Raw genomic sequence first — 22044 nt, forward strand, 5'->3', positions numbered from 1 at the left:
CTCCGCATAGTGATCAACCCACGACGGGCAATACCGAGTTGCACGGTACCGGCCGCTGATGCGCGGGGTCGAGTGCATTGAGAGCAAAAGTCGCGGCGCGCAGCGATGCCGCGATGGCGAGGTGATCGGAGATGTCTTGCTCACAACCGTCCTGGACGACGATGTTGGTGGCGTTCGGCCCAGGCTCCAGCCCATTCGTATACGGCAGCACCAGTTCGTCGTAGCGGGTCGTGATGTTCGTGTAGTGAACACCCGGCGCGTAAACGCCTCCCGCACGGAGATTTTCGATGAACTCCGAGCCTGCCCCCATGTTCAGACATGCCTTGCAGATCGGGAATCCGGCCTGCGCTGCCTCGGATACCCCGAGTTCGCGAAGGCTGCGGCCGACACTTGCCTGCTCGTTTCCGAGCGTTCCCTTCCACAGCGACGCCACCGAGACGATGTTGTCCACTTTGTCGGCACCACCGAGGAACTTCGCGTAGTACCCGTTGATGATGGTGCCCTGGGAATGTCCGATCAGATCTACCGATGTAGCACCCGTGGCATCAAGTACTTGATCGACGAAATTCGACAATTGTGCTGCGCTGGAAGGAATTTCCTGCATTCCACCGATCGCCGACAACGGCCACGGTTGCTCGGGGAAGTTGCCGTACGTCAGCGCGAAGACGCAGTAGCCCTCGTTGGCGAGCAACGGCGCATAGGTGGCCCAGTTGGTCTGCCTGTTTCCACCCGTTCCGTGAACGAGCACAACCGGATTGGGATGTTCGGCAGTCGGTTTACACGAAAAGTCATTGGATCCCGGAGCTGAACCGCCAGGATTTCCCAACTCCTGAGGAACACCGGCAAGGAAGGCATTGGGCACGGGCAACGGAGCCTGAGCCGAAGCCACGGAGGTGAACCCGACGAGCATCAGAGCGGCAAGAACCACGCCCCCGAACAACCTGTTTCTGTGCACGACCGACTCCTCTACGAGAGATGCGAACCGTGCAGACGCTAACAAACTAGAACGCGTTATCAATCCGTTTCGGCAAAATGCGCCCGAATCCATTCGCGATCCATTTCAGACGGCCTTTTCGTAGGCTCGGCGCACCTCGGTGGAAATACGACCGCGGGCCGAAATCTCGAAGCCGGCACCCTTGGCCCATTCGCGGATGGCGGCACTCTGATCGCGGTCGGCAACGGGACGGGATTTGGTCACCGCTCCGTTGACTGATTTGGCGGAATTCGACTTTCTCGCATGAGGAATCCACTTTTTCAGTGCATCGCGCAGTTCCGCGGCGTGAGCGGCGGTGAGATCGATTTCGTAAGCAACTCCGTCGACGGAAAACTCCACAGTTTCGTCCGCGGGCGATTTTTTGTCCAGATCGTCAACCATCGTGACAACAACCTTTTTCACCACGACCATTCCTCCCCAGATCCTTCGATAAGCAGCGACAATAGCACCTGGACAAACGTCCTGTCTTGGCTCGTCAGGATGATTGGGACTTCTCGCCGCCGGGTATGCCGGTCGACTTGTCTTGCGACAAAGACAGTGCCGATACACTCCTCGCGACGCATCGGGGGATGCATCCAGACGGGGGAATCATGACAGACGACGGCTCGAGAAAAGACCTCTACCGAGCGCAATCTTCGCCTCCAAGAACAGCACTCTCGCCAGTATCGCTTACGGCGGACCCACGAATTTCACCATCTCCGGACGCCCTGCGATCCGGTACGCCGCAACCGTCACAAATATCCCGGCGGACAACGAATGCGATCCGCCCTCAGCACAATTCGATGTCGTCACCACACCCGGATACTCCACAGCCGAGGTCATGGTCTTCCTTGTCCAGTCGGATCAGGGACTACCTGACGCACTCAACCAGGGCACGATCGACCAAATCATCGCAACAATTCGAGAGTCCGAAACTCGGGCGACCGCGCATGGATGAATCCTTTGCCGCAGGCGAATGTCGTTGGGAACTATCGAATACCTTGGGAGCGCCCCAACTGAAAAAGGTTCGGCCGCAACATGTGCGGCCGAACCTTGATCGAAGTAAAGCTAGCGAGCGGACGGACGAACGATCGGGAAGAGGATCGTCTCGCGAATACCGAGACCAGTCAAAGCCATCAGCAGTCGATCGATTCCCATGCCGGTGCCGGTGGTCGGCGGCATGCCCTGTTCCATCGCGGCGAGGAACTCCTCGTCCAGCACCATCGCTTCGTCGTCGCCTGCCGACGCGAGGCGCGCCTGGTCGACAAAGCGCTCACGCTGGATGACCGGGTCGACAAGTTCGGAGTAGCCGGTCGCCAACTCGAATCCGCGGATGTACAGGTCCCACTTCTCGGTGACACCCTTCTTGCTGCGGTGATCACGGGTCAGGGGCGACGTCTCGACCGGGAAGTCACGGACGAACGTCGGCACGTACAGCTGATCGCCGCACTGGTGTTCCCACAGCTCCTCGACGAGCTTGCCGTGGCCGTAGCCCTTGTCCTTGGGAACCTCGAGGCCGACCTTCTCCGCCAGAGCGAGAAGCTCGTCGACCGTTGTATCCGGCGTGACCTCGGTGCCGATGGCAGCCGACAGCGACGGGTACATCTCGAGAACCTGCCACTCGCCACTGACGTCGTACTCGGAACCGTCGGCGAGGGTGAGGACCTGCGTGCCGAATGCTTCCTGCGCAACTTCCTGGACGAGTTCACGAATCATCTTCGCGGAATCGTCGTACGTGCCGTAGGCCTCGTACGTCTCGAGCATCGCGAACTCGGGCGAGTGAGTGGAGTCGACGCCCTCGTTGCGGAAGTTGCGGTTGATCTCGAAGACCTTCTCGATACCGCCGACGACGCAACGCTTGAGGAACAGTTCCGGCGCGATACGCAGGTACAGGTCGATGTCGAGGGCGTTCGAGTGCGTGACGAACGGGCGAGCTGCCGCGCCGCCGTGCAGCGTCTGCAGCATCGGCGTCTCGACCTCGAGGAAGCCGCGGCTCTCGAGTGCATTGCGCAGCGCACGGACAACTGCGACGCGCTTGCGGGCGTTGTCCCGAGCCTCGGGGCGAACGATCAGATCCGCGTAGCGCTGACGCACCCGGGACTCTTCGCTCATCTCCTTGTGAGCGACCGGCAGGGGGCGCAGCGACTTGGATGCGATCTGCCAGGCATCGGCCATCACGCTGAGCTCGCCGCGACGGGAGCTGATGACCTCACCGTGGATGAAGACGAAGTCGCCGAGGTCGACGTCGGACTTCCAGGCAGCCAGTGCCTCTTCGCCGACGCCGGCGAGGCTGATCATGGCCTGCAGCTGGGTACCGTCGCCTTCCTGCAGAGTCGCGAAGCACAACTTGCCGGTGTTGCGCATGAAGATGACGCGGCCGACGACGCCGACCAGCACACCAGTCGCCGTGTCCGGCTCGAGTTCCGGGTACTCCGCGCGGATCTGCGCGAGCGTGTGGGTGCGATCGACCGAAACCGGGTACGCCTCCTGCCCCTGCGCCAGGATCCGTTCACGCTTCTCGCGCCGGATACGGAGCTGCTCGGGGGTGTCGTCGACTGGCTGGGCTTCTACATCACTCACGGGGTACAAGACTACTGGGCCGTGTCCACCGCGTTTGTTGCTGGTAGCACCGCGGCCACCGCGAGCACGATTCCCGACAGCAGGTACAGCCCGACCCGAACGTGATTCCACATAGTCCAACCCGCCTCGTACGACGCCCATGCGGCCGCGTCGGTAGTGCTGACCGAGGCAAACGCGTCGTTGCGAGGGACGTGGTAGATCGCGGTCACCGCGAAGGACGCGAGCACCCCGACGCAACCGACGACAGCAAGGACCCAGCCGTCCGGTCTGGAGATCGCTGCCCAGATTCCAGCGGCGATCGCGGTGAGCGCCGATCCGACCAGCGGCAGCATCAACGCACTACGCGGCGCTTCGACGTTGATCGCCTGCATCGACGTGATCGCGGTATGTGCATCGACCGACCGCAGAGCGGGCATCACGAAGGACGAGAAGGCAAACAACGCACCACCGGCGACGAGCGCGCCGAGCGCAGTCACCCCGAGCAGCAGCTCCAAGAAAATCTCGGATTTCTTCACGACCAGACCCCCGTTCGGGCAGCCTCGGCGGCAAAAGTGGTGAAATCTCGAGCGGGTCGTTCCAGGACCTCTTCGACGACGCCGGTCACACTTTGATTTCGTCCGTCGAGAACCTCGGCAAACAGGTACCTGAGTAACTCCACGACGTCACTCGGGACGCCGACCTCCGCCATGCCGTCGGAAAACTGTTTGAGTCCAATTCTTTCGAATGTCACGAGACGACCCGACGCCGTCGAAATCGCATCCACCGCCGCCGCGAAAGTGAGCAACTCCGGACCTGTCACCTCGAGAACTCGGCCGAGGAGGTCGGTTCGAGTCAATGCGGCCACCGCCACGTCGGCGAGATCGTCGACGTCGATGAACGGCTCCCCCACCTCACCGACCGGAAGTGCCAGGTGGCCTTCCCGAATCGGATCGAGTAGGTACCCCTCACTGAAGTTCTGGGCAAACCAACTGGCCCGCACCACAGCCCATTCCAGACCGCTGTCGGCGAGAACCTGCTCGGCTTTCTGCGCCGCCGGTTCACCGCGCCCGGACAAGAGCACCATGCGACGAACCCCTTCGCGGTACGCAAGCTCCGCGAACTCCTCGATGTGGGTGCTCGATTCCGGAACAGCCAGATCTGGCGCATACGTCACATATGCCACGTCGACGCCGGACACTGCTGGCTGCCACGTCGCCTGATCGTTCCAGTCGAAACGCGTCCCGGATGTTCTCGACGCGATTCGGGTACGGATTCCCACCGCAGTCAGCCTCTGCGCAACGCGCGCACCGGTCTTACCGGTACCACCGATCACTACTGCCGATTGAATGTCGCTTGTTGTCGTCATGCACTCATTCGACCGCGGAGCATCAATACGATCCATAGCCGAAGGTCGCAGAAACATACGCCAGCGTCTACGGTCGAAGCATGGATGCATTGTCGATGATGCTGGCGGGATCGCGGGCGGAGGGCGCTTTTCTACTGCGCTCGCTGCTCGATCCACCGTGGTCACTACGTATCGAGGACCACGCACCGATCACCGTGCTGGTTCTGGTTCGAGGCAGCGCGGTCGTCGTCTCCGACACCGGCCAGACAGAAGAACTCGAGGCCGGCGACGTTGCACTGTTGCGCGGCCCCGATCCGTATACGGTCGCCGATCACCCGGACACACCAGTCCACGTACTGATCGACGAAGCACAGAATTGCGCTGCGGTCGACGGCACACCGCTCGAGGACATGTCGGTTCTCGGCGTTCGCACCTGGGGCAACTCGACCAGTGGTCAGACCGTCATGCTCACGGGCACATACCGTTTGGACTCCTATGTCAGCCGTCAGATCCTCGACAGCCTGACACCCGTCGCGGTAGTGCGACGCAGCATCGAAACCGCGCCGATGACAAACCTTCTGGAACAACAGATCGCCGCCGACGGGCCCGGACAGGAAGTGTTGTTGGACAGGCTCCTTGACCTGGTCCTGATCTCAGCGGCCCGGACCTGGTTCGCCGAGAACCCGAATCGATCACCGCGTTGGATCAAGGCCTACGAGGATCCCGTCATCGGGCATGCCTTGCGGCTCATACACAATCGGCCGGAGCACCCCTGGACGGTCGCGAGCCTGGCCCAGGAGTCCGGCAGCTCGCGAGCGGCCTTCGCGCGCCGGTTCACCAGCCTCATGGGGCTCGGACCTGTCGGCTATCTGACCGAGTGGCGACTGTCCGTGGCGGCAGATCTGCTCGCAGACCCGGCACGAACGGTGTCGTCGATCGCGCGAGAAGTGGGCTACTCGAGCCCCTTCGCCCTCACAACCGCGTTCACCCGTCATCACGGAATGAGCCCGAAGATGTACCGCCAGACCCGCTGTGCGCCTTTATTAACCGCCCGCGGTTAATAAAGGCGCACAGCAAATACCTCAATGAGCCGAAACCGCCGCCAACTCGCGGGAGCAATGACGCACTCCGCTGAGCGCACCGAGCAGGCCGGCGGCCTTGATCGCCTGGTATCCACCCACGAGATCGGTGGCCTTGTGCAGACCCAACTGCTGCAACGACGCTGCGGCCAGGCTCGAGGTGTAACCCTCGGAGCAGACGATCACCCACTCGACGTCGTGGTCGGTGGCCAACGCGAGGTGTGCGCTGCTGGTGGGGTCGAGGCGCCATTCGAGCACGTTCCGCTCGATCGCGAGTGCGCCGGGAAGAGTTCCCTCGATGGCGCGCTGCGCCTGCGGGCGAATGTCGACGAAGATCGCGCCGCGGTGGAAGGCTTCGGTGAGCTGGAAGACGTACATACGATCGATCTGTGCGCGAGCGTCGTCGAGCATTTGGTCGATGGTCATTTGGTGCCCCCCTCGGGCAGGTCGGTCAGCTCGGTACGGGTGCGGCGAAGTGTCCGGTGATCCGTCACTTCGTAGAAGGACATTGCCGTCAGCGGCGGCGAGTACGCGTGAACGCTCAGAGTCGGTGCATCAGAGCTGATTTCGATCGGAGCACCGGGAGCATCCGTCGAACGCACGACATCGTGAACCCAGCCGAGTGGGAACGAAGCCTGGTCGCCGGCGTCGAGCTGGCGTTCCACCAGGGCGTCACCGGCCCAACGGAATTCGGTGAGCGAACCACTGAGGACGGTCAAGGCGCCGAACGAGCCTGCGTGGTCGTGCAATTCGGTGTTGCGTTCGGGCACCCAACTGATGAGCCACACATCGACGTCGTCGTCCGCGTGCAAGCGGGTGGACCAACGGTCGAGCGTCGGGAAGGTGTCGGGGATGAGGTGATCGAAACGGCCGTCGAGCACGCCGTTTGCTCCCTCGTCGGTCAGACGCAGCAGATCGGCCGGGCGAAGGCGGGTAGGCAACGACGCACCACTCGGACGGCGTCCGGACGCCCCACGATTAGCGCTACGACCTGCGGAAACAGCACGATCAGCAGCGAGAGTCGGGGTCAAAACAGAGAGATCTGCAGAATATGTGGATAGCACGAGCTAGCTCCAAGGAATGTGAATTGGTCAAGGCAGCGGTCAGCCTCGACAACACTCCTGAGCACCCATGCAGCGATTCACGAGCACCATTGTGGCATAACTTTTGCAATCGCGAAACCGCTGGAACGAAACCATCGATCAGGCGACGGGTCGTCGACCGGATCCACGACGCGCCTGATTGCGCTCGAAGACCAACCTCAGCCCCTCGAGGGTGAGGTCCCGTTCGAGGTGATCGATGGTGTCGGACTCGGGAATGATCAGCGGTGCGCTGTCCCCGGTCGCGATCACGGAGACGTCGTCACCACCGAACTCCGGTAGTTCGTCGCGGACGCGGTTGACCAATCCGTCGACGAGGCCTGCAAAGCCGAATACCGCACCGGACTGCATGCATTCGACGGTATTCTTGCCGACCACCGAACGCGGGCGCACCAATTCGACCTTGCGCAGCGCAGCGGACTGCGACGCCAAGGCATCGGTCGAGATCTCGAGTCCGGGCGCGATGCAGCCGCCCAGAAACTCACCCTTGGCGGAAACGACGTCGACACAGGTCGACGTACCGAAGTCCACGACAATGCACGGCCCCTCGTAAAGATGGTGAGCGGCAAGGCTGTTGACGATCCGGTCGGCTCCCACCTCTTTGGGGTTGTCCACCAGCAGTGGCACACCGGTGCGAATACCCGGTTCGACCACCACATGGGGAACGTGACCCCAGTACCGCTCGAGCATCACACGGATTTCACGCAAGACGGACGGCACTGTCGACAGCGCCGCAACGCCGGTGATCTGATCGACATGAGAACCCAACAGCCCACGGAAGGTCAACGCCAACTCGTCGGCAGTCATCCGAGGATCGGTTCGCATTCGCCAGTCCTGCAACAGCTTCGAATACTCACCAGTCCCGGAGAACAGACCGAGAACGATGTTGGTGTTCCGGACGTCGACCGTGAGCAGCATGGATTACACCAGGCTGGATTCGCGCGAGGCCTCGAGCGTCGACAGCATGCGTGGGGTGATCAGACCCGAACCCTCCGGCGCGTGAGCCGGGTCGGAACCGAGTTCGATCTGCTTGTTGTCGGCATCGACGAAGACGACGCGCGGGGAGTACTCCTTGACTTCCTGCTCGTTCATCACGCCGTAGGCGATGAGGATGACCAGGTCGCCTGGCTTGACCAGATGCGCTGCCGCACCGTTGATTCCGATGACACCAGTTCCGCGCTCGCCGGCAATGACGTACGTCTCGAGACGCGCACCGTTGTCGATGTCGACGATGCACACCTGTTCGCCTTCGAGGAGGTCTGCGGCGTCCATCAGATCCTGGTCGACGGTGACGGAGCCGACGTAATGCAGGTCGGCGTGAGTCACGGTGGCGCGGTGGATCTTCGACTTCATCATCGTGCGAAACATATCCAGGTCCTTACTCGTGAAAAGTGCTCAGTGAGACAGCAGGTCGTCGATGGCGTCGGCGGATGGGTCGGTGTCACGCTCGAGGAAGCCGGTTCCCACCGCGACACCGACGTTGTCGATCAAACGGGTGGTTCCGAGCTTGGCGGCCACCAACAGTCGACCGTCACCTCGCTCGGGCGCGGGGCCCAGATCGACGCCCCGAACCTCGAGGTAGTCGACCTCGATTTCCGGAACAGCTGCCAGAACAGCGCGTGCGGTTTCCAGGATTGCTTCCGCTCCCCCAGCCGCCGCGTGTGCACCGGCGATCAGAGCGGCGGACAGCGCGACCGCTGCCGCGCGCTGGTTCTCGTCGAGGTAGCGATTGCGAGAGGACAACGCGAGACCGTCGAACTCGCGAACCGTCGGAACTCCGATGATCTGTACATCGAAGTTGAGATCCCACACCATCTGACGGATGAGCGTCAGCTGCTGGTAGTCCTTCTCACCGAAGTACGCGTGATTGGGTGCCGCGATCTGCAGCAACTTCGCCACTACCGTCAGCATTCCAGCGAAGTGAGTGGGGCGCGCTCCGCCTTCGAGTTCGCTACCCAACGGGCCCGGCACGACGGTGGTGCGCTGGCCCCGCGGGTACATCGTCTTGGCGCTCGGCGCGAACACCAATTCGACGCCCTCGGCGCGCAACAGGTCGAGATCCGCATCGAGAGTGCGCGGGTACGCGTCCAGGTCTTCACCGGCACCGAACTGGAGCGGGTTCACGAAGATGGAAACGATCACGACGGCGCCGGTGACCTTGGCCTGACGAACCAGTTCGATGTGGCCGGCATGCAGCGCACCCATCGTCGGAACGAGCGCCACCTGACGCCCGACACCTCGCAGTGCCCGCGAGACGCGCCGAAGCTTGTCCGGATCGTGGTGCACCGTCAGTTCGCCGCGCTTGTATCCGCCCTGCAGATCACTCACGACGGTCACCTCCCGTTTCAGTCAAGATGTCGAACAATTCGGTGGGGGCGCCCACCCGCTGGGCCGATCGCAAGGACATCGCCCGATAGCCGGCAGCGAGCTCCGGATCCAGGTCTGTCAGTACGCGCAAATGTGTGTCGACAGCAGCAGCGTCGCCGCGTGCCACCGGGCCGGTCAACGCCGAGGGACCGCGTCGTAGCGCGTTGTCCAAGGCCGCCGACAGCAGCGGCTGCAGGACTCGCTCGGCCACTCCACCCGGATCGCCGTCGACCAACTGCTGACCGAGCAGCTCGTCACCTTGCAACGACGCTCGCAGGGCCTCGACGGCGTCGACCACGAGCGTGACCAGGTGATTACTGCCGTGAGCCAGTGCGGCGTGGTAGAGCGCGCGGTTCTCCTCGCGCACTCGGACGGGCTCGCCGCCGATCTCGAGGACCAGTGACTGCGCGATCGCGTAACCGATGTCGTCGGCAGCGGTGATTCCGAAGCATGCCGACGACAGCCGTGCGGTGTCCTCGTCGTGACCGGTGAACGTCATCGCCGGATGGATAGCCAGGGGTAGTGCGCCCAGTTCGGTGAGTGGAGTCAGGATCGCGATCCCGTTGGCACCGGACGTATGGGCGACGAGCGTGCCCGGCTTGACGGCATGGGTGGCCGCCAGACCTCGAACAAGATCCGCAAGTTGATCGTCAGGAACGGCGAGAATCAGCAACTCGGAACGAGCTGCGACGTCGGCGGCCGGAAGAATTTCGGTATCGGGAAGCCGCTTCACAGCGCGGGCAACCGAGGCGCTGGAGACGGCGGAGCAAGCGCTGACAACATGACCGGCTCGCTCCAATGCGGCACCGACAGCTGTTCCGACCCTGCCTGCGGAGACAATTCCTACCGTCAATCGCGCAGGTGCAGGTCCATTAGTGATCCCGAAGGAAGTCACCGGATTCCTCTCGTTCGTTCCAGTCCCGCTCGGCGGGTACCAGACGTTCTGCGTCCGAGGATATCCTTCGCCCGAACCGTCATGCCATGGCCGGGCGAGTGATCTGCGACTCAGTCCTCTCGGCGACGGCGTCGACCGGAGCCTTCGGACGGGTTGTTCGAACTCAGATTCGCCATGATTTCGGCGACGGTCAATCCGTTGGAATGAGCACCACTGGCGGCATCTTCCGGAGCAGCACGGCGACGACGTCGCGGCTCCGCGTCAGGCTCCGCAGCGGATTCGGGTTCAGCTTCCGCGACAGCTTCGGGAACAACCGCGGGAACAACCTCGGGCACCTCTTCGACGACAGCGTCTTCGATGACGGCATCTTCGATGTTCGGGGCCTGGGCGGGAGCCTTGACTTCAGGCTCGACCGGCGCGACCGGCTCCGAATCCTTCTTCACCGAAACGTCTTTCACCGTTCGTGTCGGCGAGGAACTCACCGGAGAACTCGGTGCTTGGTTCCCGCTCTGGGGCTTCTGCGTCTCTTGTGGCTTCTGCGTCTCTCGAGACTTCTGGGTCGGGATGACGCGCGGCGCCACGAAGCTGCTGTCACGCCACGACGTCTCCGCGAACACGACGGTTGTCTCAGCAGTCACCGGATCGTCGTTGGGCGAAGCCAAGCCGCCGACGTTCGGTGCCGGTTGGCTGGGTCCGCTCTGGCCGGCGCCGGGGACGTACAACCCCGACGGTGCCGGCTGGTACGCGCCGTACGAACTACCGCCAAGTTCCGGTACTCGCGTCGAATCGGTCTTGAGCGCGGTCTGTTCGGGCAGCAGCCCACCTTCGAACAGTGCTTCGAGGTTTCGGCGCAGCGCCACCAATTCGGCGCGCAACCCGGCCAGCTCCTCCGCGTCCGCGGTCACCTCACGTCGCACGCGACCTTCGACGCTCAGTTCGTACTCGCGTCGAGCAGAAATTTCACGTTCGAGCTGCAGTTCGTACACGGTCTGCAGATCGGCAACCTTGGCTTTGTCCAGTGCCGACTCACGCCGATACTTGGTCATGGCGATAGCGCCGAGGGTGGCTGCCCACAGAGCGACGACCAGACCCACCCGAAGAAGCTGAACGCTGTTACTGAAAATCAGAAACAGCGAAGCAATGACAGCAAGTGCCAGAAGAGCAGCAATGATCATCTGGCTCGCGCTGCGCTTGCTTCGGCGCGCAGACTTCGATCGACCAGAATTTGTCATGGTTGCCAGGGTACTTGCCGAGACCGGGGTCGCCACGTACCTCGGTGGGTGATTTGCCGACCAGGCTGTCAGTGCGCAGGCTCGTCAGGTGTATCTTCCGGCGTCTTGCAACAATGTTCGAGCCACAGAGCTGCCGCTACCAGCGCAATTGCGGCGCCCAACCCCACCCACGCGCCCGGCGTGTCGGAGGCTGCAGCCTGCAGAACCGAGCGCTGTGGGATGAGATACACCAGCACTCCGACCCAGACACCGACGGTAGCTGAACCGACCAAAGCGGATGCTTTGGCCAATGCCAGCGCTCGGGCGGCGGTGATCGGATGAAGCTGTCTGAGCCCGTCGCCGACCTGCCGGTTTTTGACGCGTGAACGAATGACAAAAGCGAAGACGGCCTCGGCAACGGCCACGAAGTACAGCGACGCTCCCGCATAAACAGGGATGGGCGGCATCGAACCGTAGAACACGCGAATCAGAATCCAGGTGGCCACGGCCGCCACTGCGGCGAGTACCGCGAGTTCACTGATCCGGGTCGGCTTCAAACCCTTGTCGTTTTCGGTCACCGCGCAAGCACCACATCGGTAGTGCGGACACCTTCGCGCTCAGTGCGATCGAGGCCGTCGAGAATTTGTGCCACCGGCAACTTCTGGCCGTCGACGATCAGCGTCGCGTCAGGCTCGACGTCCAGCCAGGGAACGAGAACGAATGCCCGAAGATGCGCGCGCGGATGCGGAAGTGTGAGCACGGGATCGGAACTGACGACGCCTTCGCAGTCGACTACGTCCACGTCCAGGCTCCGTGGCCCCCACCGCTGTTCGCGCACCCGGTCTGCGGCTTCCTCGAGAGCTTGCGAGCGGCGAAGCCATTCAGCGGCATCGGCTTCGGGATCGTCGACCACCACCACCGCGTTGTAGAAATCCTGCTGCTCGACGCCACCCCACGGCGCGGTCGAGTAGACCGGTGAGACAGCAACGACGGCGCTGCCCAACCCGTCGACAACGGACTGTAGGTGAGCCACACTGTCGCCGATGTTGGAACCGATCGACAGAACAGCGCGCGTCATGCCGATCTGGTCCGATGTGCGACGACGGCGACGTCCGCAAAAACCAGCGGAATCGGTGCCGACGGTTTGTGGACAACAACCTCGACGCTCTCGACTCGCGAATCTTTCATGACGTCGTCGGCGATCTCAGCGGCGACGGTCTCGATGAGATCGCGCGACGGGCCGGCGACTATCGCTGCGGCGGCTTCCGCCAACTCGCCGTAGTGCAGGGTCTGCGTCAGGTCGTCCGACGCCGCGGCGGGAGCCAAGTCCATCCATACGGTGATGTCGATGAAGAAGTCCTGACCGTCACGCTTCTCGTGGTCGAACACTCCGTGATTGCCGCGAACCTTCAGTCCGCGCAATTCGATTCGGTCCCCCATGTCAGGCCCTTTCTCGTCCACGGTTCCAGGCGTCGACCACGGCAATGGCGTCGAGCGAAGCTTGTGCGTCGTGCACCCGAACTCCCCAGGCGCCTTCGCGCGCTGCAAGGGCGGAGACCACGGCCGTCGCAGTCTCGCGGCCACCAGGTGGACGCGGATTGCCGTCGGGATCGCTGAGCAGAGACCCGAGGAACCGCTTTCGGGAAGCGCCGACCAGTACCGGGAATCCGGTCGCGTTGAACTCGGGTAGTGCACGCAACAGTGCCCAGTTGTGGTCGGCGTTCTTAGCGAACCCGAGGCCGGGGTCGAGGATGATCGACGACGAATCGACCCCCGCCTTCAACGCCAGATCGACCTGCGACAGCAGTTCGTCACGGACATCGCGGACCACGTCGTCGTAGTGATCGGCGCTGCCACGATGGACATAGTCACCGGCCGAGCGCCAATGCATGAGGATCCAGGGCACTCCGGCGTCGGCCACAACGGAGGCCATGTCGGGGTCTGCGCGACCACCCGATACGTCGTTGACGATGCCTGCGCCCGCTTCGATCGCGGCGGCGGCGACGGAAGCACGCATCGTGTCGACGCTGACGCGAATTCCGGCTGCCACCAGTTCTTCGATCACCGGGGCAATTCGGTCCGCCTCGAGTTTCGGATCGACGCGGGTGGCTCCGGGACGCGTCGACTCGCCGCCGACGTCGACGATGTCGACGCCGATGCGTTGCAGTTCGAGTCCGCGAGCGATCGCCGCGTCACGATCGAGAAATTGACCACCGTCGGAAAACGAATCGGCGGTGACGTTCAGAATCCCCATCACGACCATCCGGGCCGGATCGCTGCCTGCAACGGGAGCCGCGGACATCTTGCTCACTTACGCAGGATGAGGTCCAGCGCTTCGGACCGCGAGGCCGCGCTGGATTGCAGGAGCCCACGAACCGCAGACGTGGTCGTGCTGGCTCCGGGCTTGCGGATACCGCGCATCGCCATGCACAGATGCTCGGCTTCGATGACGACGATGGCTCCACGCGGGTCGAGCTTGCGCATCAAAGCATCCGCGATCTGACTGGTCAGGCGTTCTTGAACCTGCGGACGCTTGGCGTACAGGTCGACGACGCGCGCGAGCTTCGACAAACCGGTGACCTTGCCCGACTTTCCCGGGATGTAGCCAACGTGAGCAACACCGTGGAAGGACACCAGGTGGTGCTCGCACGTCGAGAACATCGGAATGTCTCGCACGAGCACCAACTCCTGGTGACCCTCGTCGAAAGTTGTGTTCAACGCGTCGTCGGGTTCGGAGTACAGACCCGCGAAGATCTCCTTGTACGAGCGCGCAACCCGGGCCGGCGTATCGAGCAGGCCTGGGCGCTCCGGATCTTCACCGACCGCGATCAACAATTCCCGTACGGCAGCCTCTGCCCGCGCCTGATCGAACGGGCGGCCCGTTCCGAGCGACACCAGTTCACTGGCCACATCATTCACCGACAACCGAACTCTCCTCGAGAATTGTTCACAGGTCCCCCGCCGCAGAGCCTAGTGGCGCAAGGTCAGCGAGATCCGTCCGGTCCGTCCCAGCGAACGGTGCTCGGTCCCTCGTCCTCAGCCGAATGGTGCGGCGGAGGAGTTTGCGGCTGTTCCGGTGCGGGGCTCTGCCACTGGTTTTCACCCGACGGGTTTCCCCGGTTCGGATCGGCGAAAGGTCCACTGTCCGGGTACTGCACCGGGTAATCGGGCTGCGCGGGGTAACGGCGGCCGGGATGCGGCTGCTCCGGGTACGCCTGCTGCCCCGGGTGCGGCTGGCCGTACTGCCCCTGATCGGGCTGGGGCTGACCGTGTTGGGGCTGACCGTACTGGCCCTGCGACTGGTTCGGCGGGGTCGGATTCTGTCCACCGGTGTACCCACCCGACTGCTGTCCGGGGTACGTCGGCGACGGGTTCTCACGCGGAGGCCAACCCGGTGCCGACCATCCGGCGGGCGCTCCGTAGTCGGGTGTTCCCGGTTGCGGAGTCTGCTGCGGAGCACTCGGCTGCGGGTACGAAGGCTGTGCGTAGCCGTTCGAGGGTCCCTGGTTGCCGTTGTTGGGGAGACCACCGTTGTTGGGGAGACCACCGTTGGGTGCACCGCTGTTGGGTGCACCTGCCTTGACGAGAACAGGTGCGGCAGCGGGCTCCGGCCAGGTTTCGCCGCGCTCGATCGCGAGTTCGCGAGGAGTCTTCACCGGCGGACGATCCGAAGGCGTGCGCCCACCGAAATCGTTGAAAGCCGTGATGCGCGGACGCTTTTCGACGCCGGCAAGGATCTTCTCGAGGTCCTTGCGAGTCAACGTCTCACGCTCGAGCAGTTCGGTAGCGATGAGGTCGAGCGCATCGCGGTACTCGTTGAGGATTGCCCACGCTTCGGTGTGCGCTGCCTCGATGAGGTTGCGCACCTCTTCGTCGATTTCACGGGCGATCTCGTGTGAGTAGTCGGACTGAACGCCCATCGAACGGCCGAGGAACGGATCCCCGCCCTCCTGTCCGTAGCGAACCGCGCCGAGCTTGGCACTCATGCCGTATTCGGTGACCATCGCGCGGGCGATCTTGGTCGCCATGTCGATATCGGACGACGCTCCGGTGGTGGGCTCGTGGAACACCAACTCCTCGGCGGCGCGTCCACCCATTGCCATGACGAGACGAGCGATCATCTCCGAACGCGTCATCAAACCCTTGTCGTCCTCGGGCACGGTCATCGCGTGGCCGCCGGTGCGTCCGCGAGCGAGGATCGTGACCTTGTAGACCGGCTCGATGTCAGGCATTGCCCAAGCAGCCAGCGTGTGACCGCCCTCGTGGTACGCCGTGATCTTCTTCTCGTGCTCGCTGATGATGCGACTCTTACGCCGCGGTCCACCGACAACACGGTCCACCGATTCCTCGAGCGAGGCTTCGGTGATGACGGTTCCGTTTTCGCGTGCGGTGAGCAGCGCAGCCTCGTTGATGACGTTGGCGAGATCAGCACCCGACATTCCGACGGTCCGCTTGGCGAGACCTTCGAGGTCGGCGTTGGGATCGATCGGCTTGCCCTGCGAGTGCACGCGCAGGATCGCGCGGCGACCGGCGAGGTCGGGGGCGCCGACCGGAATCTGGCGATCGAAGCGTCCCGGACGCAGCAGTGCGGGGTCGAGGATGTCGGGGCGGTTGGTTGCGGCGATCAAGATGATGCCGGTGCGATCACCGAAGCCGTCCATCTCGACGAGCAACTGGTTGAGCGTCTGCTCGCGCTCGTCGTGTCCGCCGCCCAGGCCTGCGCCGCGCTGACGACCGACGGCGTCGATCTCGTCGACGAAGATGATGCAGGGGCTGTTCTGCTTGGCCTGCTCGAACATGTCGCGAACACGCGAAGCACCGACACCGACGAACATCTCGACGAAGTCCGAGCCGGAGATGGTGAAGAACGGGACGCCGGCTTCGCCTGCGACAGCGCGAGCGAGCAGCGTCTTACCGGTTCCGGGAGGGCCGTACAGCAGCACACCGCGCGGAATCTTGGCGCCGAGCGCCTGGTAGCGAGTCGGGTTCTGCAGGAAGTCCTTGATCTCGTACAGCTCTTCGACAGCCTCGTCCGCACCGGCGACGTCGGCGAACGTGGTTTTCGGCATGTCCTTGGTGAGCTGCTTGGCCTTCGACTTACCGAATCCCATGACTCCGCCGCGACCACCGCCGCCCTGCATCCGGTTCATGACGAAGAAGAAGATGCCGAACAGAATGATCATCGGCAGCACGAATAGAAGGATCGACGTCAGCCAGCTCTCCTGAGTGACCGTCGTGTTGAACTTGTCCGCACCGGCGCCTTCGACCTTGTCGAAGATCTGCTCCGACGCACTCGCGGGGTACTTCGCCAGGATCTGCGTCTTACCGTCGGTGGCGTCGTTGCCGTTCTTGAGCCACAGACGAACCTGCTGCTCACGGTCGTCGATCTGCGCCGACTCAACGTTCTTGGCGTCGAGTTGGGAGATCGCGACCGAGGTGTCGACGGTCTTGAAGTCGCGGGTGTCGTTGCTGAAGTAGCTGAAGGCATAGATCACCAACAGCACGACGGCTACGAGTAGCACGTTACGGAACACAGTCTTACGGTTCATACAGGTCGGCCGATGTGGCCGGTCCTTTCGAGAGTGCGGGTCTGCCAGGTCGCCTTCCGGCTGCCAACCGGACACCTGCAGGTTACCGCGATCGGCCCCATCGATGCCCGCCAGCGGCCGTGCCGCTTGGTTGGAACGGTCGTCACTGTGTTCAACGTGCGCATTGCCGATCAGGTTCCCGGGCTACGTCGCAGCACAGTTTCCTGTGAGCGAACATGCTCATAGTGGTTATCGTGCGCTTTTCCGACGCTCGTCCGTCGTTATTCGTCAGGCCGTTTCGGAGAGGATTCCCGCAACAGCGTCAGCGGCGCCCGATTGGTCACCGTCGATGATCCGGTGGGCGAGCTGATCGAGTCGCGCAGACAGTCGCGCCGAGGACTCGGGCACGTCTGCCTGCTTGGCGATGGTGTCGTCGAGATCAGCCAATAGGCCGCCACCGGCCAGGTGCCTGACGCAGCGCCATGTCTCGGCGAAGTTTCTCGCGGTCCCGTCGTCGGTCAACATCGCGACCCGAAGCGCAGCGTTGGGATTCGACGCCGCCGCCCGAGCCAGGCCGGCCATGATCGCCTCCCTGGCAGCAGTCAGTTCATCGACGGTTCGGTCTTGCAACCGCACTCCCGAGTCTGCAGACCTACCCGCGTCGGGCGTCGGAGCTTCGCGAATCACCGCACCGTTACCGTGCTGGATTTCGACTCTGCCCCGAATCTCGAGGGCCACGAGCGCTTGAGCCAGCGACGCTCGACTGACGCCGAGTTCGGCAGCCAGGCTGCGTTCGGGAGGAAGCCGATCGCCGGGCGAAAGGCCTTGAGCCTCGATGAAATTCGAAATGTGCTCGGCCAACTGCTCATACAGACGCGGACGCTTCAATCGTCCGGGCAGGCCCGAGCGCGAGCCGGGCGATGACGTCGAATTCATGCCTCGGAGTGTACTTGACAAATGGAGCAGTGGCAGAGAGGCTAGGCCAATTCCAAGTGATGCAGACCACAAGCTGGTCGCGAACGGATTGAGAGTTCGATGGCAAATGTCATAGCCCTGTCAGTACTTGTCCTGGTGTTCGTCATATCCACCGTGAGGTCGGTGAACATGGGTGCGCTCGCCCTGGTGGCTGCCTTCGTCGTCGGAACACTGGTCTTCACCGTCGATACCAGCGAGATCCTCGACGGCTTCCCGGCCAGCCTCTTCGTCATCCTGGTCGGCGTCACCTACCTGTTCGCGCTGGCCAGAAACAACGGCACGGTCGACTGGATCATTCACGCGGCAGTCCGCGCGGTCAGAGGACGAGTGGCCCTCGTGCCGTGGGCGATGTTCGCGGTGTGCGCAGCCGTGACCGCCATGGGCGCGGTCAGTCCCGCTGCCGTCGCCATCATCGCGCCGGTGGCAATGGGCTTCGCCACCCGCTACCGGATCCACCCCATGCTGATGGGCTTCATGGTCGTCCAGGGCGCAACTGCGGGCAGCTTCTCCCCTATCGGAATCTTCGGCGTGATCACCAACGACGTCATGCGTCAGAACGGCCTCCCGTCGAGCCCGGCCTTGCTGTTCGTCTCGACCTTCGCGGCCGCGGCCGTTGTTGCCGCAATCGCGTACGTCTCGTTCGGCGGACGCGCGTTGATTGCGCGCGGCGCCTCCGAACGCGTGCTCGTCAACGCAGTCGGCAATGCGTCTGGCGGGAGCGACACCATCACCGGTTCGGGTTCCGGCGACAGCTCGAAGGGTGGCGGCAAGTCCTCGGGTGGGACCGCTCCGCACGAGGGAGCGCTCAATCTCGAGCGCCGACTCACCTTGCTCGGACTGGCGTCGCTTGCACTCGGCGCCTTGGTGTTCGACCTCGACGTCGGATTCACCGCACTGACCGTCGCGGTACTTCTCACCCTGATCTTCCCGGCCTCCGCCCGCGGCGCCGTCGACAAGATCAGCTGGGGCACCGTGCTCCTCATCGGCGGAATCGTCACGTACGTCGCTCTTCTGCAGAACCAGAACACCGTCCAGTGGCTCGGGGATTCTGTTGCACACGTGGGGATTCCACTTCTCGCGGCGTTCTTGATCTGTCTGATCGGCGCGATCGTGTCGGCGTTTGCATCCACCACGGGAATCCTCGGCGCACTCATCCCTTTGGCAATTCCATTCCTCATGACCGGTCAGGTCAATGCAACCGGTCTGGTCATCGCGCTGGCAATCTCCTCGTCTCTGGTCGATTGCAGTCCGTTCTCGACCAACGGCGCGCTGGTGGTCGCGAACGCCGCTCCGGAAGAACGCGACGTGGTGTTCGGGCTGACGATGCGGTGGGGCATGACCATCATGGTGGTGACGCCGATTCTCGCCTGGCTGCTGTTCGTTGTTCCCTGGTCCGTCTGAATCTTCGCTCAAAGAAAGGGAACTCGCGATGAACAGCGAATCCACACTTCTGCGCTCCCTCGACCCCCGCATCTTCGACGATCACGGAGCGGCGGTCAGTTTCGGCGAAGGCGCAACCCTCTCTCGCGCCGACTTGTTTGCCGCCGCCACCGCGGTCGCCGATCAAATCCATGGTGCACAGCGAGTGGCAGTACAAGCCGCCGCCGGCCTCGAGACAGTGGTCGCCGTCGCCGGCGCACTGATCGCCGGTGTTGCCGTGGTCCCGATCCCGCCGGACTCCGGCCCGCTCGAACGTCAGCACATCATCGCCGATTCCCAGGCCGAACTGATACTCGGAGACGGACCGTCGGATTCGAGTATCCCGTTGATTCCCATCGATATTCACGCGCGATCTGCGACGTCCTATCCCGAACCGAGCGCGGCAGCTACCGCACTGATCATGTACACCTCAGGAACCACCGGAGCTCCGAAAGGCGTTGTCCTCTCGCGAGCATCGATCGCAGCGGATCTCGACGCGCTCGCTCATGTGTGGAATTGGACGCCAGAGGACACACTCGTCCACGGACTGCCCCTCTTCCACGTCCACGGGTTGATTCTCGGCGTGTTGGGCGCCTTGCGCGTGGGTTCGCCGCTGATTCATACCTTCAGACCAACTCCGGATTCGTATGCCGCAGCGGGTGGCTCGTTGTACTTCGGTGTTCCGACCGTCTGGTCACGCGTATGCGGTGAGCCCTCGGCGGCAGCAGCATTGCGATCCGCGCGCTTGCTCGTGTCCGGAAGTGCACCACTTCCGGTTCCATTGTTCGAGCGGATGAAATCGCTGACCGGGTTGGCTCCCGTCGAGCGCTACGGAATGAGTGAAACCCTCATCACCGTCAGCACGACGCACGACGGCGAACGTCGCCCGGGTTGGGTCGGGCACGCCGTTCCGGGAGTCAGGACGAGGTTGCGCAGCGAGAACGGCGAATTGTCGGCGCACGACGGAGAGCAGCTTGGGCAACTGGAAGTTGCGGGCGCCGTTCTCTTCGACGAGTACCTCGGGAACCCCTCGAAGACAGCGGAATCCATGACCGAAGACGGCTGGTTCCGCACCGGCGACATCGCGGTGATCGACGACAGCGGATTCCACCGCATCGTAGGTCGCGAGTCGGTCGACATGATCAAGTCCGGTGGATACCGCATCGGTGCCGGCGAGGTGGAACAGGCACTTCTGGCATACCCCGGCGTTCGCGAGGCCGCCGTCGTCGGTGTGCCGGACGACGATCTCGGACAGCGCATAGTCGCATTCATCGTCGGGGACGTAGCCGACTGCGCTGTGGTTTCGGACTTCGTCGCCGAATCACTGTCGATCCACAAGCGCCCACGCCAGGTTTGTCTGGTGGACAGCTTGCCCCGCAACGCTATGGGCAAAGTCCAGAAGAAACTGCTGACGACCTAGGCGGTTGGGTCAACGGTCGATCCAAAATTATTGGAGCGACCGGTACTTGACCGCTAATGCGAAGTCCGAGTCCTCGATACCTGCCAGGGCAGCCAAGATATCCGCCGAATGGCTTTCCAACACAATTGCTTTGATCGAATCAGAACTCACCTGCGGCTCGACAACCGGTAGGCCTCGCGAGGCAACCGCAGTGGAAGCAGCGATAAGCATCTTGGTTGCTTCCTTCTGCTGCCACGGCGTCAGTGGACGGGTGGTCACCATATCGATTGCGAACGTGGGAATCGGCTCGGCGCACACCGATCTGCCCTCGTCGACTGGTATTCGGCTCGGCCGGTTCAAGGCGATTACGGTCCAAGGCTCACCGGTCAAGAAGTCTTCGGGTAGCTCATGCGCCTTCGCCGCCATCAAAGACACCTGCGCAGAGACGGATGAACCTCGAAACCACCCCCTCCCGACAGTGACGAGCCCTCGGCCTCCGAGATGACGAACCGCAGGCAAGAACTTCGCACTTGTCTGCGGAGTCAGCTGCCCGATGCGATGGCCGTCGACACGGACCTCCACCACCTTCTTTTCCGTCCTCGCAGTGCTCACGTCTAATTCATGCAAAGTGACGAGCAATTCCAGCTCGCCCTCCGGCTCTACATAATTCCGAAGCACGTCGAAATGGTCGTCGACTTTGGTGACCTGGACAGAGGCGCCAGACGGTAGCAGCGTATACGGGATCTCAGGTGGTTCGTTGCCTGGTATCAATAGATGCGGTTCACTGAGCTGAATCTCCACGGAGACAGACAACTCCACTGGAGTTCCTGGCGTGTCGTCCCAAGAGTTGCGGTCGTAAGCACGGATCGATGCGGGCACTGTAGGCACCAACCCGCGCTTGATCAGCTCCGCCAAGCGACTGTGGAACAGGATCGCCCGCTCTCGCGCCAAGTAGCCGATCAAATAGTTCGATGCCCTGACCGAGACTGCATAGCGATCATGCGGATTGCCGGGCTCCGGGATGAGTTCCACCGTTCTACGGACGGATGTACCTCCAGGGTCGAAGTCGGAACCCAAAGTCGACCTGATCGCATCGGTATAGGCATGAACACCGACGACTTCCTCGTTGCACCAGTCTCCGCGCCCTCCCCAAAGCGGATATGGACACCACTGCCCACCAACGTCACTCATTTT

General features: G+C 62.9%; 24 protein-coding genes. 4 read left to right on the top strand and 20 right to left on the bottom strand.

The window, feature by feature from the left end:
• Positions 1 to 13 precede the first annotated feature (13 nt).
• Both QRN54_RS02450 and QRN54_RS02455 read right to left on the bottom strand, forming a co-directional pair.
• Complete coding sequence (locus tag QRN54_RS02450) at positions 14 to 910, bottom strand: esterase/lipase family protein (protein WP_047269726.1); 897 nt, start codon at positions 908 to 910, stop codon at positions 14 to 16.
• A gap of 150 nt (positions 911 to 1060) precedes the next feature.
• Positions 1061 to 1399 (bottom strand): histone-like nucleoid-structuring protein Lsr2, encoded by a 339-nt coding sequence (locus QRN54_RS02455; RefSeq protein ID WP_003945673.1) that lies wholly within the window; start codon positions 1397 to 1399, stop codon positions 1061 to 1063.
• 118 nt (positions 1400 to 1517) lie between these two features.
• Here QRN54_RS02455 and QRN54_RS33720 point away from each other — a divergent pair, with 118 nt between their 5' ends.
• Positions 1518 to 1931 carry a DUF8017 domain-containing protein gene (locus QRN54_RS33720; RefSeq protein ID WP_502944039.1) on the top strand — a complete coding sequence of 138 codons (414 nt, stop codon included), beginning with the start codon at positions 1518 to 1520 and terminating at the stop codon, positions 1929 to 1931.
• 110 nt (positions 1932 to 2041) lie between these two features.
• Here QRN54_RS33720 and lysS read toward each other — a convergent pair whose 3' ends face one another.
• Genes lysS through QRN54_RS02475 form a run of 3 tightly spaced genes read right to left on the bottom strand, consistent with a single transcriptional unit; the run spans position 2042 to position 4898 of the window.
• On the bottom strand, positions 2042 to 3553 hold the full coding sequence (lysS, locus tag QRN54_RS02465; RefSeq protein ID WP_003945834.1) for a lysine--tRNA ligase: 1512 nt from the start codon (positions 3551 to 3553) through the stop codon (positions 2042 to 2044).
• Positions 3554 to 3564: 11 nt separating this feature from the next.
• Entirely contained in the window at positions 3565 to 4068 is a 504-nt protein-coding gene (locus tag QRN54_RS02470) for an anthrone oxygenase family protein (RefSeq protein WP_054826783.1), read from the bottom strand.
• Positions 4065 to 4898 (bottom strand): NAD(P)H-binding protein, encoded by an 834-nt coding sequence (locus QRN54_RS02475; protein ID WP_042451954.1) that lies wholly within the window; start codon positions 4896 to 4898, stop codon positions 4065 to 4067. Before QRN54_RS02475 ends, QRN54_RS02470 begins: the two co-directional genes overlap by 4 nt.
• Before the next feature lie 80 nt (positions 4899 to 4978).
• Here QRN54_RS02475 and QRN54_RS02480 point away from each other — a divergent pair, with 80 nt between their 5' ends.
• Positions 4979 to 5938, top strand: coding sequence for an AraC family transcriptional regulator (locus tag QRN54_RS02480; protein ID WP_081557316.1), 960 nt, complete (start codon positions 4979 to 4981; stop codon positions 5936 to 5938).
• A gap of 21 nt (positions 5939 to 5959) precedes the next feature.
• On the opposite strand, the gene QRN54_RS02485 is transcribed toward QRN54_RS02480, so the two are convergent.
• The 14 genes from QRN54_RS02485 to QRN54_RS02550 all read right to left on the bottom strand — a co-directional run bounded on the left by QRN54_RS02485 (position 5960) and on the right by QRN54_RS02550 (position 17993).
• Entirely contained in the window at positions 5960 to 6382 is a 423-nt protein-coding gene (locus QRN54_RS02485) for a rhodanese-like domain-containing protein (protein WP_003945445.1), read from the bottom strand.
• Positions 6379 to 6897, bottom strand: coding sequence for a cysteine dioxygenase (locus QRN54_RS02490; RefSeq protein ID WP_007726989.1), 519 nt, complete (start codon positions 6895 to 6897; stop codon positions 6379 to 6381). The genes QRN54_RS02485 and QRN54_RS02490 overlap by 4 nt, the downstream gene beginning before the upstream one ends.
• A 261-nt stretch (positions 6898 to 7158) precedes the next feature.
• Complete coding sequence (locus QRN54_RS02495; RefSeq protein ID WP_007726991.1) at positions 7159 to 7974, bottom strand: type III pantothenate kinase; 816 nt, start codon at positions 7972 to 7974, stop codon at positions 7159 to 7161.
• Positions 7975 to 7977: 3 nt separating this feature from the next.
• Positions 7978 to 8424, bottom strand: a complete 447-nt coding sequence (gene panD / locus QRN54_RS02500) for an aspartate 1-decarboxylase (RefSeq protein ID WP_003945761.1) — start codon at positions 8422 to 8424, stop codon at positions 7978 to 7980.
• Positions 8425 to 8451: 27 nt separating this feature from the next.
• Positions 8452 to 9384 carry a pantoate--beta-alanine ligase gene (gene panC, locus QRN54_RS02505; protein WP_175280118.1) on the bottom strand — a complete coding sequence of 311 codons (933 nt, stop codon included), beginning with the start codon at positions 9382 to 9384 and terminating at the stop codon, positions 8452 to 8454.
• Positions 9377 to 10318, bottom strand: coding sequence for a Rossmann-like and DUF2520 domain-containing protein (locus QRN54_RS02510; protein ID WP_003945822.1), 942 nt, complete (start codon positions 10316 to 10318; stop codon positions 9377 to 9379). Before QRN54_RS02510 ends, panC begins: the two co-directional genes overlap by 8 nt.
• 110 nt (positions 10319 to 10428) lie before the next feature.
• Complete coding sequence (locus QRN54_RS02515) at positions 10429 to 11550, bottom strand: DUF6779 domain-containing protein (RefSeq protein ID WP_179090775.1); 1122 nt, start codon at positions 11548 to 11550, stop codon at positions 10429 to 10431.
• Positions 11551 to 11618: 68 nt separating this feature from the next.
• Entirely contained in the window at positions 11619 to 12086 is a 468-nt protein-coding gene (locus QRN54_RS02520) for a DUF3180 domain-containing protein (protein WP_153213529.1), read from the bottom strand.
• Positions 12087 to 12103: 17 nt separating this feature from the next.
• On the bottom strand, positions 12104 to 12607 hold the full coding sequence (gene folK, locus QRN54_RS02525; RefSeq protein ID WP_003945848.1) for a 2-amino-4-hydroxy-6-hydroxymethyldihydropteridine diphosphokinase: 504 nt from the start codon (positions 12605 to 12607) through the stop codon (positions 12104 to 12106).
• Positions 12604 to 12969, bottom strand: coding sequence for a dihydroneopterin aldolase (gene folB / locus QRN54_RS02530; protein WP_003945780.1), 366 nt, complete (start codon positions 12967 to 12969; stop codon positions 12604 to 12606). The genes folK and folB overlap by 4 nt, the downstream gene beginning before the upstream one ends.
• 1 nt (position 12970) lies before the next feature.
• Positions 12971 to 13831 (bottom strand): dihydropteroate synthase, encoded by an 861-nt coding sequence (gene folP, locus QRN54_RS02535; RefSeq protein ID WP_020968349.1) that lies wholly within the window; start codon positions 13829 to 13831, stop codon positions 12971 to 12973.
• A gap of 5 nt (positions 13832 to 13836) precedes the next feature.
• A complete protein-coding gene (gene folE / locus QRN54_RS02540) occupies positions 13837 to 14454 on the bottom strand; it encodes a GTP cyclohydrolase I FolE (protein WP_019746783.1) in 618 nt (205 codons plus the stop codon).
• Positions 14455 to 14513: 59 nt separating this feature from the next.
• Positions 14514 to 17078: an ATP-dependent zinc metalloprotease FtsH gene (gene ftsH / locus QRN54_RS02545; RefSeq protein ID WP_285181526.1), complete on the bottom strand. Its 2565-nt coding sequence runs from the start codon at positions 17076 to 17078 to the stop codon at positions 14514 to 14516.
• Positions 17079 to 17345: 267 nt separating this feature from the next.
• Complete coding sequence (locus QRN54_RS02550) at positions 17346 to 17993, bottom strand: FadR/GntR family transcriptional regulator (protein ID WP_007727006.1); 648 nt, start codon at positions 17991 to 17993, stop codon at positions 17346 to 17348.
• Between the two features lie 99 nt (positions 17994 to 18092).
• Between QRN54_RS02550 and QRN54_RS02555 the strand changes: the two genes are divergently transcribed.
• Both QRN54_RS02555 and QRN54_RS02560 read left to right on the top strand, forming a co-directional pair.
• On the top strand, positions 18093 to 19433 hold the full coding sequence (locus tag QRN54_RS02555; protein WP_064688651.1) for an SLC13 family permease: 1341 nt from the start codon (positions 18093 to 18095) through the stop codon (positions 19431 to 19433).
• Between the two features lie 28 nt (positions 19434 to 19461).
• Positions 19462 to 20871 carry an acyl-CoA synthetase gene (locus tag QRN54_RS02560; protein WP_285181527.1) on the top strand — a complete coding sequence of 470 codons (1410 nt, stop codon included), beginning with the start codon at positions 19462 to 19464 and terminating at the stop codon, positions 20869 to 20871.
• A 27-nt stretch (positions 20872 to 20898) separates the two neighbouring features.
• Here the strand turns inward: QRN54_RS02560 and QRN54_RS02565 are convergent, their stop codons facing one another.
• Positions 20899 to 22041 (bottom strand): HIRAN domain-containing protein, encoded by a 1143-nt coding sequence (locus QRN54_RS02565; RefSeq protein WP_285181528.1) that lies wholly within the window; start codon positions 22039 to 22041, stop codon positions 20899 to 20901.
• Positions 22042 to 22044: the final 3 nt, after the last annotated feature.

This window comes from Rhodococcus sp. MEB032, assembly GCF_030208925.1.
Classification (GTDB): domain Bacteria; phylum Actinomycetota; class Actinomycetes; order Mycobacteriales; family Mycobacteriaceae; genus Rhodococcus_F; species Rhodococcus_F qingshengii.